The organism is Streptococcus sp. 4094 (assembly GCF_013277125.1).
In the GTDB taxonomy this organism is placed as follows: Bacteria; Bacillota; Bacilli; order Lactobacillales; family Streptococcaceae; genus Streptococcus.
Genome location: NZ_VMMI01000008.1, coordinates 105,143 through 122,544 on the forward strand (window position 1 = coordinate 105,143; position 17,402 = coordinate 122,544).

Sequence of the window (17,402 nt, forward strand, 5' to 3'; positions counted from 1 at the left end):
GGAACTGACACATGGAAATTTCATTATTAACAGATGTTGGTCAGAAACGAACAAATAACCAAGACTATGTCAACCACTATGTCAATAGAGCTGGACGTACTATGATTATTTTAGCTGATGGGATGGGAGGTCATCGCGCAGGGAATATCGCTAGTGAAATGGCGGTAACAGACCTAGGTATAGCTTGGGTTGATACCCAAATCGATACAGTCAATGAAGTGCGTGAATGGTTCGCCAATTACCTAGAAATTGAAAATCAAAAGATTCATCAACTTGGACAAGATGATGCCTATAAAGGAATGGGAACAACTCTAGAAGCTGTTGCTATTATTGGCAATCAGGCTATCTATGCTCATATTGGAGATTCTCGTATCGGTTTGATTCGTGGAGAAGAATACCACCAGTTAACGAGCGATCATTCCTTGGTCAATGAATTGCTCAAGGCAGGTCAATTGACACCAGAAGAGGCAGAAGCTCATCCGCAAAAAAATATTATCACCCAGTCTATTGGTCAAAAAGATGAAATTCAGCCTGATTTTGGGACAGTTATCCTTGAGTCAGGCGACTATCTCTTGCTCAATAGTGACGGCTTGACTAACATGATTTCAGGCAGTGAGATTCGTGATATTGTAACCAGCGATATTCCTTTAGCAGATAAGACGGAGACACTTGTTCGTTTTGCTAACAATGCAGGAGGTTTAGATAACATTACGGTTGCCCTTGTTTCTATGAACGAGGAGGATGCAGAATGATCCAAATCGGCAAGATTTTTGCCGGACGCTATCGGATTGTCAAACAGATTGGTCGAGGAGGCATGGCGGATGTCTACCTAGCCAAAGACTTAATCTTAGATGGGGAAGAAGTGGCAGTGAAGGTTCTGAGAACCAACTACCAGACAGACCCGATAGCTGTAGCTCGTTTTCAGCGTGAAGCGAGAGCTATGGCAGATTTAGACCATCCTCATATCGTTCGGATAACAGATATTGGCGAGGAAGACGGTCAACAGTACCTAGCTATGGAGTATGTGGCTGGGCTTGACCTCAAACGCTATATCAAGGAACACTATCCTCTCTCTAATGAAGAAGCCGTCCGTATCATGGGACAAATCCTATTGGCTATGCGTTTGGCCCATACCAGAGGAATTGTCCATAGGGACTTGAAACCTCAAAATATCCTCTTGACACCAGATGGGACTGTCAAGGTTACAGACTTTGGGATTGCCGTAGCCTTTGCTGAGACGAGTCTGACTCAGACTAACTCGATGCTGGGTTCAGTTCATTACTTGTCACCAGAGCAGGCGCGTGGTTCGAAGGCGACTGTACAAAGTGATATCTATGCCATGGGGATTATTTTCTATGAGATGCTGACAGGTCATATCCCTTATGATGGGGATAGTGCAGTGACCATCGCCCTCCAGCATTTCCAAAAGCCCCTGCCGTCCGTTATTGCTGAGAATCCATCTGTGCCCCAGGCTTTGGAGAATGTTGTTATCAAGGCAACTGCTAAGAAATTGACAGATCGCTATAAATCAGTTGCTGAAATGTATGTGGATTTGTCTAGTAGTTTGTCTTATAATCGTCGTAATGAACCAAAGCTGGTCTTTGACGATGCGACTAAGGCGGACACCAAGACTCTACCAAAAGTATCCCAGAGCACCTTGACTTCGATTCCTAAGGTTCAAGCGCAGACAGAACACAAACCAATCAAAAAACCAAGCCAGGCTGTGACAGAGGAAACTTACCACCCACAGGCACCGAAAAAACGTAGATTTAAGATGCGTTACCTGATTTTTTTGGCCAGCATTGTATTGGTGGCAGCTTCTCTTATTTGGATACTATCCAGAACTCCTGCAACCATTGCCATTCCAAATGTGGCAGGTCAGACAGTGGCGGAAGCCAAGGAAACCCTCAAAAAAGCCAATTTTGAGATTGGCGAGGAGAAGTCAGAGGCTAGTGAAAAGGTGGAAGAAGGGCGGATTATCCGTACAGATCCTGGCGCTGGAACTGGTCGAAAAGAAGGAACGAAAATCAATTTGGTTGTCTCATCAGGCAAACAATCCTTCCAAATTAGTAATTATGTCGGTCGGAAATCCTCTGATGTCATTGCGGAATTAAAAGAGAAAAAAGTTCCAGATAATTTGATTAAAATTGAGGAAGAAGAGTCGAATGAGAGTGAGGCTGGAACGGTCATGAAGCAAAGTCTACCAGAAGGTACGACCTATGACTTAAGCAAGGCAACTCAAATTGTCTTGACAGTAGCTAAAAAAGCTACGAAGATTCAATTAGGGAACTATATTGGACGGAAATCCTCTGATGTCATTGCGGAATTAAAAGAGAAAAAAGTTCCAGATAATTTGATTAAGATAGAGGAAGAAGAGTCCAGCGAAAGCGAACCAGGAACGATTATGAAACAAAGTCCAGGTGCCGGAACGACTTATGATGTGAATAAACCTACCCAAATCGTCTTGACAGTAGCTAAAAAAGTTACAAGTGTTGCCATGCCGAGCTACATTGGTTCCAGCTTGGAGTTTACTAAGAATAATTTGATTCAAATTGTTGGGATTAAGGAAGCCAATATTGAAGTTGTAGAAGTGTCGACAGCTCCCGCTGGAACTGCTGAAGGTACAGTCGTTGAACAGAGTCCTAGAGCAGGTGAAAAGGTAGACCTCAATAAGACTAGAGTCAAGATTTCAATCTACAAACCTAAAACAAGTTCAGCTACTCCTTAAAATCAGATGGATAATCAAAATGAGTAATCAATCTTTGTCATGTTTTCATGGCAAAGATTTTTTTTGAGTCCGGATTTGTGATAGAATAGAAGGAGTTGATAAAAGGAGGAACGCATGGAAGAATCAAGAGAATTAAATGCCGTCATCGATGTGATTATGTTAGCTGGAACCATTCTTCTCAAAAGTGGCTCAGAGATTCATCGTGTAGAAGATACCATGATTCGGATCGCGCATTCGCAGGGGATTGTGGATTGCAATGTTCTTGCCATGCCTGCTGCTATCTTTTTCTCCATTGAAAACACCAATATTTCGCGTATGAAGCGCGTGACCTCCTCTTCTTATAACATCGAAAAAGTCTGCGATGTCAACCAGATTTCTCGTCAACTGGTTGGGGGGCAAATTGATTTAGAGACAGCCTTCAAGCAATTGACGGCTTTGCAAGCCCAGCCCCTTCCTTATACTAAGTTGCAGGTAACTTTGGCTGCGACCTTTAGTGCTCCTTTCTTTTCAATTATGTTTAGTGGAAATATCTACGACGCACTTGGGGCAGGAGTGGCTACCTTATTTGGTTTTGCCTTTTCCCTCTATGTGGAGAAGTTTATCCGAATTCCTTTTGTAACAGCCTTTGCTGGGGCCTTTGTCTTTGGGATGATAGCCCAGTTTTGGGCTCGCTACACAGGTTTTCCTTCAACAGCAGATTTGATTATAGCTGGTGCAGTCATGCCTTTTGTACCAGGTATTGCCTTGACCAATGCGGTCCGTGATATTATGACCAACCACATAAACTCTGGTATGAGCAAGATGTTTGAATCCCTGCTCATTACCCTTGCTTTAGGGGCAGGAACTTCTGTCGCCTTGGTATTGATGAACTAATATGACACTAACAACCTTTTTATTACAAGCAGTAGCAAGTCTTCTTGCCATTATCACTTTTTTAATCGTACTCAATGTGCAACGCTCTATGCTCTTACCTGGAGGGATTTTGGGCATGGCTGTCTGGCTAATTTATCTCTTGCTCAAGGAACCGACCAATGTCATTGTAGCCACCTTCATTGCGGCCATTATCGGTTCATGTGTCAGCCAGATTTTAAGTATTCTTTATAAGACTCCTGCTGTGGTCTTTATCTTGGCCATCTTGGCACCACTGGTTCCGGGATACCTTTCTTATCGGACAACTGCCTTTTTTGTGACAGGGGACTATAATAAAGCGCTGGCAAGTGCGACCTTGGTTGTCATGCTGGCTTTGGTCATTTCCATTGGAATGGCTAGCGGAACAGTGATTCTCAGACTGTATCATTATATAAAAACACATCGAGTATCGTAGACTTTACAACTTTGCAGAAATAAAAGAATTTTCTGAAAAATGAGATAAATATAGTGACAAGGCTTTCTATGTATGCTATTCTATATATAGAAAGGAGGAAAAATCATGAAAAAATCACTATTTTCCTTATTGTCTGTAAGTCTACTGACCTTGTTGGTTATCCCAGTCATGGTGTCTAGTTCAGGCTCAGAATTTCAAAGTGGATGGCAAGAGCATCAGTTGATTGCCGAAAAGGTTAGTAAAACACTTGACAAGACATTTGATAAGGATGTCAGAGAAATTCCGACCAGTCAGTTTTATCAAGAATTTGTAGATGAGATGGGAAGGACTTACTCAGGAGATTTAATCCTCCAGGAACTGATAACTGAGAATGGGGCTTATAAAGCTACTTATATCGGTGAACTCTATAGCAACTAATCATTCTTTAAAATTATGACCAATAAGAGGCTTGATTTGGTGAATCAAGTCTTTTTTCTCTCTTTTACTGCCATTTGTGATAAAATAGTACTGAACGATTTTTTACATGAATGATAAAACAGAGGTAAATATGACAATCGGTATTGATAAGATTGGTTTTGCGACCAGTCAATATGTCTTGAAGTTACAAGACTTAGCAGAAGCGAGGGGAATTGACCCTGAAAAATTAAGTAAAGGCCTCTTACTCGAGGAATTGAGTATTGCGCCCCTAACTGAGGACATTGTGACCTTGGCGGCCAGCGCAAGTGACTCTATTTTAACTGAGCAAGAAAGATCAGAAATTGACATGGTCATTGTGGCGACCGAGTCAGGAATTGATCAGAGTAAGGCTGCGGCCGTCTTTGTGCATGGCTTGCTGGGTATTCAGCCCTTTGCTCGTAGTTTCGAAATTAAAGAAGCCTGCTATGGAGCGACAGCTGCCCTTCATTATGCCAAATTGCATGTGGAAAATTCTCCACAGTCCAAGGTCTTGGTCATTGCCAGTGATATTGCCAAGTATGGTATTGAAACTCCAGGAGAACCCACTCAGGGTGCTGGCAGTGTGGCCATGTTGATTACACAAAATCCACGCATGATGGCTTTTAATAATGACAATGTGGCTCAGACTCGTGACATCATGGATTTCTGGCGTCCAAATTACTCGACAACTCCTTATGTAAATGGTGTTTATTCTACCCAGCAATACTTGGATAGTTTGAAAACGACTTGGCTTGAATATCAAAAACGCTACCAGCTTACTTTGGATGATTTTGCGGCGGTTTGCTTCCACTTGCCTTATCCTAAATTAGCACTCAAAGGCTTGAAAAAAATCATGGATAAGAGCCTGCCTCAAGAGAAAAAGGACCTCTTGCAAAAGCACTTTGACCAGTCTATTCTCTACAGTCAAAAAGTGGGGAATATCTACACAGGTTCACTTTTCCTTGGACTTTTGTCTCTCTTGGAAAATACAGATAGCTTGAAGGCTGGGGATAAAATCGCCCTTTATAGTTATGGAAGCGGGGCTGTAGCTGAGTTCTTTAGTGGTGAATTGGTTGAAGGATACGAAGCTTATCTGGATAAAGACCGTTTGAATAAGCTCAACCAACGAACTGCCCTGTCTGTTGTTGACTATGAAAAAGTCTTCTTTGAGGAAGTAGACTTAGATGAGACAAATTCTGCCCAGTTTGCTGGCTATGAAAATCAAGATTTTGCCTTGATTGAAATTGTTGACCACCAACGCCGTTATAGCAAGGTTGAAAAATAATGAAGATAAGTTGGAATGGATTTTCTAAAAAATCATACCAAGAGCGCCTCGAGCTGTTAAAAGCTCAGGCGCTCCTTAGTCCTGAGAGACAAGCGAGTTTGGAGCAGGATGAACAGATGAGTGTGACTGTGGCAGACCAGCTGAGTGAGAATGTGGTGGGAACTTTTTCTTTACCTTATTCGATGGTTCCAGAGATCCTCGTCAATGGTCAGGAATACACAGTTCCCTATGTGACAGAAGAACCGTCCGTGGTTGCTGCGGCCAGCTATGCCAGTAAAATCATCAAGCGAGCAGGTGGTTTTACTGCTCAGGTTCATGAGCGTCAGATGATTGGGCAGGTAGCCCTTTATCAAGTTGCTAATCCTGAACAAGCGCAAGAGAAAATTGCCAGCAAGAAAGCAGAACTCTTGGAATTTGCCAATCAAGCCTATCCTTCCATCGTTAAACGCGGTGGTGGAGCGCGTGATTTGCATGTAGAGCAGATCAAAAGCGAAACAGACTTTCTAGTCGTTTATCTTCATGTCGATACCCAGGAAGCCATGGGAGCCAATATGCTCAACACCATGTTGGAAGCCTTGAAACCAGTCTTAGAAGAACTCAGTCAGGGACAAAGTCTCATGGGAATCCTGTCCAACTACGCGACCGATTCTCTAGTGACTGCAAGCTGTCGTATCGCCTTTCGTTACTTGAGTCGCCAAAAGGATCAAGGGCGAGAGATTGCGGAGAAAATAGCTTTGGCTAGTCAATTTGCACAAGCTGATCCTTATCGAGCTACTACCCACAATAAAGGGATTTTTAATGGTATTGATGCCATTTTGATTGCCACTGGTAATGACTGGCGTGCCATCGAAGCCGGGGCTCATGCCTTTGCCAGTCGAAATGGACATTACCAAGGTCTTAGTCAATGGACGCTGGACCTTGAAAGAGAAGAATTGGTCGGTGAGATGACCCTGCCCATGCCTGTGGCGACCAAGGGTGGCTCTATCGGTCTCAACCCTCGTGTAGCCCTCAGTCATGAACTACTGGGAAATCCTTCTGCTAAAGAATTAGCCCAGCTTATCGTGTCTATCGGGCTTGCTCAAAACTTTGCGGCCCTCAAAGCCTTGGTGAGTACAGGGATTCAGCAGGGGCACATGAAACTTCAAGCAAAATCTCTAGCGCTTTTGGCAGGTGCTAGTGAATCCGAGGTAGCTCCCCTGGTCGAGCGCCTCATCGCAGATAAAACCTTTAACTTAGAGACTGCCCAGCGCTATCTCGAAAATTTAAGATCATAAAAACTCAGACGAATTGGTCTGAGTTTTCTTGTGCTTATACTCAATGAAAATCAAAGAGCAAATTAGGAAGCTAGCCGCAGGTTGCTNNTTTTCGAAGAGTATTAAATACTTTTTCCTGGTAATAGTGTAACTGGTAAGAAGTAACCAGTTGTGGCGACTTCCTTGCCTTCGATCTTTTGCAAGAGAAGATCAACAGTGAGGCAGGCAATCTCTTCCAAGGGTTGCTTGATAGCAGCCAGTTGAGGGTAGTAATTTTCGATAAAGTAGGTCCCATCATAGCCGATGACCTTGAGCTCTTCTGGGACAGAAATGCCCAATTCTTGGGCAATTTTAATGACCAGAATAGCTGTCAAATCATCCGAAGCAAAAATGGCATCTGGCTTTTGCCGGGTCAAGATATTCTTGATTTCCATTTCTTTTCTGACGGGAGAAAAGTCACTGGAAACATTGATAATAGGAGCTTTTGGGAGTACAGATGCAAAACCAGCGTGGCGTAGTCCAGTTGGCGAATTAGAATTGTCATTCCCTGTAATCATGATGATAGATTGGGCGCCTGTCTTGACCAAGGTCTGGGCAGCAAGAACTCCACCAGCGTAGTTGTCAGAGGAAACGACAGGAATGTCTGGAGACAGGTTTCGGTCAAAGGAAATAATCGGTGCTGTCACACGATTGTAGTCTTCGATTCCCAAGTTGTGACTACCAGAAATGATGCCGTCCACCTGATTGGCTTCCAACATTTCGATGTACTCACGTTCTTTTTCAGAATCGTGCTTACTGTTGCAGATGATGGTCTTGTACCCATTTTTGAAGAGTTGGTGTTCCAGCTTATCAATCAATTCTGCATAGAAAACATTGGAAATATTGGGGAAAATCAAACCGATTAACTTGGCTGATTTTCCTTGCAGACTACGAGCTAGATTGTTGGGTTTATAGCCCAATTCTCGCATGGCTTCATTTACCTTTTGAATGGTTTTTTCAGATAGATAGCCTTTTTTATTGATAACCCGAGAAACGGTAGTAGGGCTGACGCCTGCAAGTTTGGCGACATCAGTTAGTTTTGCGACCATAATCTAATTCATAGTAAGTTCCAGTTGGGTTTCCAGATTTAATCAGGATACCATTTTGGTCCGCATGTGGGAAGACACGACCGGAAAATACTTTTTCTCCTTTATTGATGAAAATTTCAAAGACAGAGTTATCGATGAAAATCGTAGCAGTAGTAGCTTGATTGTCGATAGGGCAAGAGCGAGTTGTTCCAAATTCTTGGGCATACTGTTCACCAGCCTGGCTACGATCCACTGTCACTCGACCATTTACAAGGTCAAAGTTGATGGAAAGTCCCTTGCCCTCTTGATCAGCAAGTAAGACAATCTCGCTCTGGCTATTAGCTTCCAAGCTGAGTTCAAGTTCGTAAGTGTTCTTAGTTTGGGCACGATTTGAGAAGGCTTCTTCAGAGGCACGAAGGTCCTTGACAGCTGCGACTGGGAATTGGTAGAGTTTACCGTCTTTGATAGTCAGTTCTTTGACCAAAGAGAAGGTTCCTTGGTGGTCAAAACGGTCAGATGGATATGAAACATCAGGCAAGCCAAGCCAGCTAACAGCTAGAGCACGTCCATCAGGAGCGTTGAAGGCTTGAGTTGCATAGGCTTCGAAACCATAGTCCATGTTTTGAAGTTGAGACACATCTACCATTTTAGCATTTTCAGGGTCAAAGGAAGCCCCAATCTTATACATATTTGGAAAGATATTATCGTAGTCTAGAACTTTCTTATCCAATCCCTGTGGGCAGTATAGAAGGACAGGTTGCTCGCCTACAAAGACCAGATTTGGACATTCCATCATGTAGGCGGTGCGGTCGTTAGCAAAGTCAAGGTTACCAACGGCTTGCCAGTTTGTGTAGTCGTTGTCAATAGCTTTGTAGAGACGGACGAAGCCTTTTTTCTCCAAGTCCTGTCCACCGACGATGGCATAATATTGACCCTTGAAGTTAAAAATTTGTGGGTCACGGAAGTGGTCAGTTGAGTCAGCAGGCTGGTCAATCAAGATCTTGTCAATCTTCGTAATCTTACCATCCTTGTCCATCAAGGCCCCAATCTGATATGGGTGACGGATCCAGTTTTCATCACGGACATTTCCTGTATAGAATAGGAACAAGCCATCGCCAAACTGCATGGCAGAACCAGAGTAGGCACCGTGGCTATCTAATGGAGTATCAGGCAAAACTTTGACTCCAGTTTCTCTAAAGTGAACTAAGTCCTCGCTTTCCAATTGAACCCAAGATTTCAAACCGTGGGCTGCACCAAAAGGAAAGTTTTGATAAAAAACAACCCACTTCCCATCAAAGTAGGAAAAGCCATTTGGATCGTTGAGAAGTCCTGTTTTTGGCTCAACATGGTAATGAGTATGCCATGGAGATTGTGCCATATTTTTCTTAATATTTTGAATTTCTTCTTGCGTCCAATCTTGATAGAGTCTGTAACGACGCTCAGTTGTCCATTCCATTCATTCATTCCTCCAAAAATCTTATCACTTTTAATAGTAACCGTTTTCGGTTGAAAAAGCAAGTCTTTTATGTTAAAAAAGAGAAAAAACTGTCAAACGTTTATCACAAATCAAAACCAGAAAATCAATCAACTTTTCAAGAAAAGATGAAAGATAATGAAATAAAATCCTGATAACAAAGATTTTAAACTTATTTTTTCAAGAAATTCCTGATAAAATAGTCAAAAACAATCAATCTAAAGCGTGTCCACTAAGTGGATAGAATATTTTTCTGCAAAACGCTTGACATATTTCTAAAACATGATAAAATAATAGTCGTAAGGGCGGATAAAATCGCTTTCAAACAAGAACAAAATGTTATATAAGGAGATTTTTGCAAATGAACAATCAGGAAATTGCAAAAAAAGTCATCGATGCCTTGGGCGGACGTGAAAATGTCAACAGTGTTGCCCACTGTGCGACTCGTCTTCGTGTCATGGTCAAAGATGAAGGAAAAATCAATAAAGAAGTGATTGAGAACTTGGAAAAAGTTCAAGGTGCTTTCTTTAACTCAGGTCAATACCAAATCATCTTTGGTACAGGTACAGTTAACAAAATGTACGATGAAGTTGTTGCACTTGGTTTGCCAACATCATCTAAAGATGACATGAAAGCAGAAGCTGCTAAACAAGGGAACTGGTTCCAACGTGCTATCCGTACTTTCGGTGACGTTTTCGTTCCAATCATCCCAGTTATCGTAGCGACAGGTCTCTTCATGGGTGTGCGTGGTCTCTTGACTGCTCTTGGAGTGACACTTCCAGCTGATGTGACAACTTACACTCAAATCTTGACAGATACAGCCTTCATTATCTTGCCAGGTTTGGTTGTGTGGTCAACCTTCCGTGTATTCGGTGGAAATCCAGCCGTTGGTATCGTTCTTGGTATGATGCTTGTTTCTGGCTCACTTCCAAATGCTTGGGCAGTTGCTTCAGGTGGTGAAGTAACAGCTATGAACTTCTTTGGTTTCATCCCTGTTGTTGGTTTGCAAGGTTCCGTTCTTCCAGCTTTCATCATCGGGGTTGTCGGAGCTAAATTTGAAAAAGCTGTCCGCAAGGTTGTTCCAGATGTGATTGACCTTTTGGTAACGCCATTCGTGACACTTTTGGTCATGTCTATCCTTGGACTCTTTGTCATTGGACCAGTCTTCCACGTCGTTGAAAACTACATCCTTATCGCTACAAAAGCGATCCTTAGCTTACCATTTGGCCTTGGTGGTTTCTTGATTGGTGGGGTTCACCAATTGATCGTCGTGTCAGGTGTGCACCATATCTTCAACTTACTTGAAGTTCAATTGCTTGCTGCTGACCATGCTAACCCATTCAATGCTATTATCACAGCTGCTATGACAGCTCAAGGTGCTGCAACTGTTGCGGTTGGTGTTAAAACTAAAAATCCAAAACTCAAAACACTTGCTTTCCCAGCTGCTCTTTCTGCCTTCCTCGGTATTACAGAGCCTGCTATCTTCGGGGTGAACTTGCGCTTCCGTAAACCATTCTTCCTTTCATTGATTGCTGGTGCAATCGGTGGTGGATTGGCTTCAATCCTTGGACTTGCTGGTACTGGTAATGGTATCACCATCATCCCTGGTACAATGCTTTACATCGGTAACGGACAACTTGCCCAATACCTTCTTATGGTAGCTGTATCATTTGCACTTGGTTTTGCCCTCACTTACATGTTTGGTTATGAGGATGAAAAAGAAGTTGCTACTGAAGTAGAGACAGAACGTTTGGTCCAAGAAGAAACAACTGGTAACATTCCAGCAACTCTTCAAAATGAAACACTTGTAACTCCTATCGTCGGTGATGTTGTCGCTCTTGCTGATGTTAATGACCCTGTTTTCTCAAGCGGAGCTATGGGACAAGGTATCGCTGTGAAACCAAGTCAAGGTGTGGTCTATGCACCAGCTGATGCTGAAGTTTCAATTGCCTTTCCAACAGGACACGCTTTTGGTTTGAAAACAACTGATGGTGCTGAAGTTTTGATCCACGTTGGTATTGACACTGTGTCTATGAACGGTGACGGTTTTGAAGCAAAAGTTGCTCAAGGTGACAAGGTTAAAGCTGGCGATGTTCTTGGAACATTTGACTCAAACAAAATTGCTGCAGCTGGTCTTGATGATACAACAATGGTTATCGTTACAAATACAGCTGACTACGCTTCAGTAGCTCCAGTAGCAACAGGTTCAGTTGCTAAGGGGGATGCTGTGATCGAAGTGAAAATCTAATCAATCCTCTCTAATGTGAAAACGAACAAATGACATGTTTGTTCGTTTTTGCTTGAATGGTAAGATTTACAGAGGAAAATCTAAAAAATAGAGAAATTTAGACTTTCGAAATATGCTATAATAAAGAAAATAAAAACAAGAGGTTTATCATGACAAAATTATATGGAAGCTTGGAAGCGGGCGGTACAAAGTTTGTCTGTGCTGTCGGTGATGAAAACTTTAACGTTGTAGAAAAAACACAATTTCCAACAACAACTCCAATCGAAACAATCGATAAAACCATTGAGTTCTTCTCAAAATTCGACAACCTTGCTGGTCTTGCAGTTGGTTCATTTGGTCCGATTGATATTGATAAAAACTCAAAAACTTATGGCTTTATCACGACGACTCCAAAACCAAACTGGGCAAATGTGGACTTGCTTGGTGCCCTTCGTCGCGCCCTCAACGTGCCAATGTACTTCACAACCGACGTAAACAGCTCTGCCTATGGTGAAGTGGTTGCCCGTAACAATGCGGGTGGTCGTATCGAAAACTTGGTTTACTACACAATCGGTACAGGTATCGGTGCAGGTGTTATCCAACGTGGTGAGTTTATCGGTGGTGTGGGTCACCCTGAAATGGGTCATTATTATGTTGCTAGACACCCAATGGATATTGAAAAAGAGTTTAAGGGTGTTTGTCCTTTCCATAAGGGATGTCTGGAAGGCTATGCAGCTGGTCCAAGTTTGGAAGCTCGTACAGGTGTTCGTGGGGAAAACATTGAACTCAACAACCCTGTTTGGGATGTTCAAGCCTACTATATCGCTCAAGCTGCGGTTAATGCGACAGTGACTTTCCGCCCAGACGTGATTGTCTTTGGTGGAGGGGTCATGGCTCAACAACACATGCTGGACCGTGTCCGTGAGAAATTTACATCTCTTCTCAATGGCTACCTACCAGTACCTGATGTGCGTGATTACATCGTGACGCCAGCAGTCGCAGGAAATGGTTCTGCTACTCTTGGAAACTTTGTCCTTGCAAAAGAAGTTTCAAAATAAAGCACAAAATCCGCTTGGGAAACCAAACGGATTTTGTGGTTGCAAATAATATTTTTGAGCCTTTCCTTAAGTGATTACGGACGGTAGCGACTTTCTTCGAAATTCCATACCTAAACTTTGAGCCTAATGTCTCAAAGTTTCCGAATACCTGAAACCATTAGATTTCAGGTGTTTCTATCACGGCGGAAAGGCTAGGTAAGTCCTCGCCTTACTATCGAAAAATATGCATGATTTCCATACCAAAGTATATTTAGTATTAAGCTATAGTTAATCTACGCTTTAAAAATCCGCTTGGGAAACCAAACGGATTTTTTACGTGTCAAAGCATTTGCCAGAAAAAGTCAATAATATAGGTCAGACCGTAGGTATAAACCACGAGGGTAAAGGGCTTGGTCAGAATGATGATGATCATATAGCGCTTGAAACTCATCTTGGTCAAGGCAGCCAGCATACAGAGAAAGTCAGCTGGACTAATGGGCCAAATCATCATAAAGATAAAGAAACGGTCAAAACGATTGCCCTTGTCCAACCAGCCGATATACTTGTCATAGGTGCGCTTGCTGACGACAGACTGGACAAAGGCAGCCCCATAGAGGCGCACCAGATAAAAGATAATGGCACAGCCAATCACGATGCCGATATAGTTGTAGATAGTCCCGATGATGTGGCCGTAGATAAAGACCCCAGCCACCGAGGTCAAGGCCCCTGGAATGATAGGGACGACAGTCTGTAAAATCTGTAAAAAGATAAAGAAAGGTGGACCCCAGATGCCTGCCTGCTGGATAAAGGCAGAGAGGGTTTCCTTGGATTGTAAAATCCCAGCCTGATAAGCCCAAATACAGAAAATCAAACTCCCAACACCACCGACAATCGATGAGATGTTGATAACTTGCTGTAAAAGGGGAGAAACAGCTTTCATTTGTTTATCCTGTGACATGTAAACTCCTCATAGATAGTATAACTCTACTATACCATATTTTGGAGGAGAAAGGGGGAATGAGTCTTTTTGATGAGGAATAGAAAGTAAATAGGTATACTTCCTAAAGTTTACATGTATTCTAAGTTTAGAATAATCGTAATTCCATAAATTTACAAGTATTCTACGTTTCGAATAGCTTATCTGAGATAATTTTGATGCATTCGAGCTTTCGAATAGTCATCTTCTCTAAAGTTTAGATGTATTCTGAAGCTAGAAAAGCTAAAATCTAAAAATAATAAGAGTCTCTATCTGATGGATATAATTTATGTTTAGTATGAATCCTTTGAATCGTTAGTTAATTTTAATATTAATCAGTTCTGAAATAATTACTAAATATAGTTAGATGGTGAATGAATTATTGCTAAATTTCAAGTTCAAGTTAGCCATTCAGAAGTCTTCTCTGGGGGACTTGTAGTTCAAGCATTTTTTAGGATAGTTGTTCATCCACTTTTCGATGAAGGCGACTTCTTTGGGAGTCGTTTTTTAGTTCCCTTAGGTAACCATCTACGAATGAGCCTGCTATGATTCTCATTAGTTCCCCTTTTCCAAGAGGCATAGGGATGTGCATAGTAGATATGTTCCTTAGAAAACACATTAGACAAGCGATTGAATTCCGCTCCGTCCATTAGTGGATAAAGGATTACTCCTTCTTGAAATGACAGATGAACTTGTTTCTTATAAAAAATGTTGTCAAGAAATTATCCGTTTTTTTCCAGAAGTTTTAGAGGAAGAAAATTTTATGAGGAAAAAGGAGCTACTCAAATAACAATTCAGGATCAAAAATAGACAGTTGAGGAGCAGAGTGGATAAATTAAGTTTACTACTGTATAATGGATTTATCACTAAAAACGCTCCATGCCATATTTTACATAGCATTAGTCTTCTAAAAATGGACAGAAATCATTGTAAAGGCTATCAAAAAAGAGTATAATGAGTGAAAGAAATTTCGGAGGTTAAAGATGCTAGAAGTAAGAAGTCTAGAGAAAAGTTTTGGATCCAAGCAAGTTTTGTTTGGTATTGACTTTCAAGCGCGACCAGGTCGTATTTTGGGATTAGTCGGGAAAAACGGTGCTGGGAAGACAACAATTTTCCACAGTATTTTGAAGTTTTTAGAATATCAAGGAGAAATCAGTCTGGATGGTCAGGATATTCGTCAGGAAACCTACGCTCGGATTGGCTATCTGCCTGAAGAACGCAGTCTCATGCCTAAATTGACAGTCCTTGAACAAGTTCGCTACTTGGCGACTCTAAAAGGCATGGATGCCAAGGAGGTCAAGGAAAAACTCCCTCAATGGATGAAGAGGTTGGAAGTGAAAGGGAAGCTGACTGATAAAATTAAGAGTCTGTCAAAAGGAAATCAACAGAAGATTCAGCTCATCATTACTCTGATTCATGAACCAGACTTGATTATCTTGGATGAGCCTTTCAGTGGATTAGACCCGGTCAATACAGAATTACTCAAGCAAGTCATTTTTCAGGAAAAAGAGCGCGGAGCAACCATTATCTTTTCTGACCATGTCATGACCAACGTCGAGGAGCTTTGTGATGATATTCTGATGATTAGAGATGGCCGTGTGGTCTTGCATGGACCAGTCCAGGATGTTCGCAATCAATACGGGAAAACGCGTCTCTTTGTTTCAAGTGAACGAAGCAAGGAAGAATTGGAAAATCTTCCTCATGTCAAACAGGTGAGTTTGACCAAACAAGGCAGTTGGAAATTGATCTTGGAGGATGAGAGCGCTGGAAGGGAACTCTTCCCAATCTTGACTCAGGGGCAATATATCGCAACCTTTGACCAGCAAGCGCCAACAATCGATGAAATCTTTAAACTAGAATCAGGGGTGGAAGTATGAGAAATATGTGGGTTGTAATCAAGGAAACCTATCTTCGACATGTCAAATCGTGGAGTTTCTTCTTTATGGTGATTTCGCCGTTCTTGTTTATCGGTCTCTCTGGAGGAATTGGCTATCTCCAAGGCTCTTCAATGGCTAAAAATGATAAAGTGGCAGTAGTGACAACAGTGCCGTCTGTAGCAGAAGGACTGAAGAATGTAAATGGTGTTAACTTTGACTATAAAGACGAAGCAAGTGCCAAAGAAGCGATTAAAGATGAAAAATTAAAAGGCTATCTGACTATTGATCAAGAAGATAGTGTTCTAAAGGCAGTTTATCATGGCGAAACATCGCTTGAAAATGGAATTAAATTTGAGGTTACAGGTACACTCAATGAACTACAAAATCAGCTTAATCGTTCAACGGCCTCCTTGTCTCAAGAGCAGGAAAAACGCTTAGCGCAGACAGTTCAATTCACAGAAAAGATTGATGAAGCCAAGGAAAATAAAAAAATGATTCAAACCTTTGCGGCCGCAGGGCTTGGTCTCATCCTTTATATGATTTTGATTACCTATGCTAGTGTCACTGCTCAGGAAGTGGCTAGCGAGAAAGGAACCAAAATTATGGAGGTGGTCTTCTCTAGTATCCGAGCTAGTCATTATTTCTACGCTCGCATGCTGGCTCTGCTTCTTGTGATTTTGACCCATATTGGCATTTACGTCGTGGGTGGACTTGCTGCCATTCTTCTCTTTAAAGACCTACCAATCTTGGCACAATCTGGTATTTTAAACCATATAGGAGAGGCTTTCTCGCTCAACACCTTATTGTTTGTCTTGGTTAGCCTCTTTATGTACGTTGTTTTAGCAGCCTTCCTAGGTTCTATGGTTTCTCGTCCTGAGGACGCAGGGAAAGCCCTGTCGCCTTTGATGATTTTGATTATGGGTGGTTTTTTTGGAGTGACAGCTCTAGGTGCAGCTGGTGACAATCTCATTTTGAAGATTGGTTCTTATATTCCCTTTATTTCGACCTTCTTTATGCCATTTAGAACCATTAATGGCTATGCAGGGGGAGTAGAAGCATGGATTTCACTTGCTATTACAGTGATTTTTGCGGTGCTAGCAACCGGATTTATCGGACGCATGTATGCTAGTCTAGTCCTTCAAACAGATGATTTAGGGATATGGAAAACCTTTAAACGTGCCTTAGCTTATAAATAGAAGAGCCTCGCGAAAGCGAGGTTTTTTAGAGATAAAAAGAGTGGAATCACGAACCTAATTATGCACACATTATGTAAACAGGTTGCTTGAAAACTCAATTGTATAGTGAACTGAATCTGGACTAGGATAATATTGCTTCTAAAACATTCTTATGAATTGATTTGAATTCCAAAATCTCATCGTTCCGTTCTTATTTCATTTTGCGATATAGTGAAAGGAAATAAGTCAGCTCATAAAAAACGCATACTACCAGGATTTTTTAAGACCTGATAGTATGCATTTTTTGATTGTGAAGACTTTTCATCCAGCCTCTTTATGTGATAAAGTATCGTTAATAGTCAATGAAAATCAGACTGGGAAGTTAGCGGAAGGCTCCTCGAAACATAGTTTTGAGGTTGAGGAACTGACCAAGTCAGTAACATATACACACTAAGGACAAGCTGATGTGGTTTGAAGAGTATAAAAATCTGTTTCGTAAGCATCCAATAATAGGGTGTTTTGATAGTGTCATCATTTGGATAAG

Annotated in this window: 14 protein-coding genes and 1 pseudogene; 11 read left to right on the forward strand and 4 right to left on the reverse strand. The window is 41.8% G+C overall.

The genetic code is table 11. The features are described 5' to 3' along the window. Positions 1-11 precede the first annotated feature (11 nt). The 7 genes from HT721_RS02285 to HT721_RS02315 all read left to right on the forward strand — a co-directional run bounded on the left by HT721_RS02285 (position 12) and on the right by HT721_RS02315 (position 7,046). On the forward strand, positions 12-752 hold the full coding sequence (locus tag HT721_RS02285; RefSeq protein WP_173213045.1) for a Stp1/IreP family PP2C-type Ser/Thr phosphatase: 741 nt from the start codon (positions 12-14) through the stop codon (positions 750-752). Next, complete coding sequence (gene stkP, locus HT721_RS02290; RefSeq protein ID WP_172931829.1) at positions 749-2,728, forward strand: serine/threonine-protein kinase StkP; 1,980 nt, start codon at positions 749-751, stop codon at positions 2,726-2,728. The genes HT721_RS02285 and stkP overlap by 4 nt, the downstream gene beginning before the upstream one ends. A gap of 114 nt (positions 2,729-2,842) precedes the next feature. Further along, positions 2,843-3,601 carry a threonine/serine exporter family protein gene (locus HT721_RS02295; RefSeq protein ID WP_023946522.1) on the forward strand — a complete coding sequence of 253 codons (759 nt, stop codon included), beginning with the start codon at positions 2,843-2,845 and terminating at the stop codon, positions 3,599-3,601. A 1-nt stretch (position 3,602) separates the two neighbouring features. Continuing rightward, the gene (locus HT721_RS02300; protein WP_057487161.1) at positions 3,603-4,052 is read left to right on the forward strand and encodes a threonine/serine exporter family protein; all 450 of its coding nucleotides are present in this window, start codon (positions 3,603-3,605) and stop codon (positions 4,050-4,052) included. A gap of 168 nt (positions 4,053-4,220) precedes the next feature. Further along, entirely contained in the window at positions 4,221-4,469 is a 249-nt protein-coding gene (locus tag HT721_RS02305) for a hypothetical protein (RefSeq protein WP_172931835.1), read from the forward strand. A 130-nt stretch (positions 4,470-4,599) separates the two neighbouring features. After that, on the forward strand, positions 4,600-5,772 hold the full coding sequence (locus HT721_RS02310; protein WP_172931828.1) for a hydroxymethylglutaryl-CoA synthase: 1,173 nt from the start codon (positions 4,600-4,602) through the stop codon (positions 5,770-5,772). Then, a complete protein-coding gene (locus HT721_RS02315; RefSeq protein ID WP_172931827.1) occupies positions 5,772-7,046 on the forward strand; it encodes a hydroxymethylglutaryl-CoA reductase, degradative in 1,275 nt (424 codons plus the stop codon). Before HT721_RS02310 ends, HT721_RS02315 begins: the two co-directional genes overlap by 1 nt. Before the next feature lie 101 nt (positions 7,047-7,147). Here HT721_RS02315 and HT721_RS02320 read toward each other — a convergent pair whose 3' ends face one another. Together HT721_RS02320 and HT721_RS02325 are read right to left on the reverse strand one after the other, a co-directional pair. Next, entirely contained in the window at positions 7,148-8,113 is a 966-nt protein-coding gene (locus HT721_RS02320; protein ID WP_173228791.1) for a LacI family DNA-binding transcriptional regulator, read from the reverse strand. Further along, positions 8,094-9,548, reverse strand: a complete 1,455-nt coding sequence (locus HT721_RS02325) for a glycoside hydrolase family 32 protein (protein ID WP_173228793.1) — start codon at positions 9,546-9,548, stop codon at positions 8,094-8,096. Before HT721_RS02325 ends, HT721_RS02320 begins: the two co-directional genes overlap by 20 nt. A gap of 379 nt (positions 9,549-9,927) precedes the next feature. Here HT721_RS02325 and HT721_RS02330 point away from each other — a divergent pair, with 379 nt between their 5' ends. Further along, complete coding sequence (locus HT721_RS02330) at positions 9,928-11,814, forward strand: sucrose-specific PTS transporter subunit IIBC (protein ID WP_173228795.1); 1,887 nt, start codon at positions 9,928-9,930, stop codon at positions 11,812-11,814. 149 nt (positions 11,815-11,963) lie between these two features. After that, positions 11,964-12,851: a fructokinase ScrK gene (gene scrK, locus HT721_RS02335; protein WP_000164310.1), complete on the forward strand. Its 888-nt coding sequence runs from the start codon at positions 11,964-11,966 to the stop codon at positions 12,849-12,851. A gap of 319 nt (positions 12,852-13,170) precedes the next feature. Here scrK and HT721_RS02340 read toward each other — a convergent pair whose 3' ends face one another. Both HT721_RS02340 and HT721_RS02345 read right to left on the reverse strand, forming a co-directional pair. Further along, positions 13,171-13,788 (reverse strand): TVP38/TMEM64 family protein, encoded by a 618-nt coding sequence (locus HT721_RS02340; RefSeq protein WP_164226650.1) that lies wholly within the window; start codon positions 13,786-13,788, stop codon positions 13,171-13,173. Between the two features lie 429 nt (positions 13,789-14,217). Next, positions 14,218-14,450, reverse strand: a pseudogene (locus tag HT721_RS02345) (IS30 family transposase); the annotation flags it as partial. 339 nt (positions 14,451-14,789) lie between these two features. On the opposite strand from HT721_RS02345, the gene HT721_RS02350 reads away from it, so the two are divergent. After that, positions 14,790-15,683 carry an ABC transporter ATP-binding protein gene (locus tag HT721_RS02350; protein WP_000895303.1) on the forward strand — a complete coding sequence of 298 codons (894 nt, stop codon included), beginning with the start codon at positions 14,790-14,792 and terminating at the stop codon, positions 15,681-15,683. Further along, a complete protein-coding gene (locus tag HT721_RS02355) occupies positions 15,680-16,879 on the forward strand; it encodes an ABC transporter permease (RefSeq protein ID WP_173213035.1) in 1,200 nt (399 codons plus the stop codon). Before HT721_RS02350 ends, HT721_RS02355 begins: the two co-directional genes overlap by 4 nt. The last annotated feature ends 523 nt before the right edge of the window (positions 16,880-17,402 follow it).

Bases quoted from the DNA above. Each gene is read 5' to 3' on its own strand.
- HT721_RS02285 (WP_173213045.1), top strand. From the start codon at position 12: ATGGAAATTTCATTATTAACAGATGTTGGTCAGAAACGAACAAATAAC.
- stkP (WP_172931829.1), top strand. From the start codon at position 749: ATGATCCAAATCGGCAAGATTTTTGCCGGACGCTATCGGATTGTCAAA.
- HT721_RS02295 (WP_023946522.1), top strand. From the start codon at position 2,843: ATGGAAGAATCAAGAGAATTAAATGCCGTCATCGATGTGATTATGTTA.
- HT721_RS02300 (WP_057487161.1), top strand. From the start codon at position 3,603: ATGACACTAACAACCTTTTTATTACAAGCAGTAGCAAGTCTTCTTGCC.
- HT721_RS02305 (WP_172931835.1), top strand. From the start codon at position 4,221: ATGGTGTCTAGTTCAGGCTCAGAATTTCAAAGTGGATGGCAAGAGCAT.
- HT721_RS02310 (WP_172931828.1), top strand. From the start codon at position 4,600: ATGACAATCGGTATTGATAAGATTGGTTTTGCGACCAGTCAATATGTC.
- HT721_RS02315 (WP_172931827.1), top strand. From the start codon at position 5,772: ATGAAGATAAGTTGGAATGGATTTTCTAAAAAATCATACCAAGAGCGC.
- HT721_RS02320 (WP_173228791.1), bottom strand. From the start codon at position 8,113: ATGGTCGCAAAACTAACTGATGTCGCCAAACTTGCAGGCGTCAGCCCT.
- HT721_RS02325 (WP_173228793.1), bottom strand. From the start codon at position 9,548: ATGGAATGGACAACTGAGCGTCGTTACAGACTCTATCAAGATTGGACG.
- HT721_RS02330 (WP_173228795.1), top strand. From the start codon at position 9,928: ATGAACAATCAGGAAATTGCAAAAAAAGTCATCGATGCCTTGGGCGGA.
- scrK (WP_000164310.1), top strand. From the start codon at position 11,964: ATGACAAAATTATATGGAAGCTTGGAAGCGGGCGGTACAAAGTTTGTC.
- HT721_RS02340 (WP_164226650.1), bottom strand. From the start codon at position 13,788: ATGTCACAGGATAAACAAATGAAAGCTGTTTCTCCCCTTTTACAGCAA.
- HT721_RS02350 (WP_000895303.1), top strand. From the start codon at position 14,790: ATGCTAGAAGTAAGAAGTCTAGAGAAAAGTTTTGGATCCAAGCAAGTT.
- HT721_RS02355 (WP_173213035.1), top strand. From the start codon at position 15,680: ATGAGAAATATGTGGGTTGTAATCAAGGAAACCTATCTTCGACATGTC.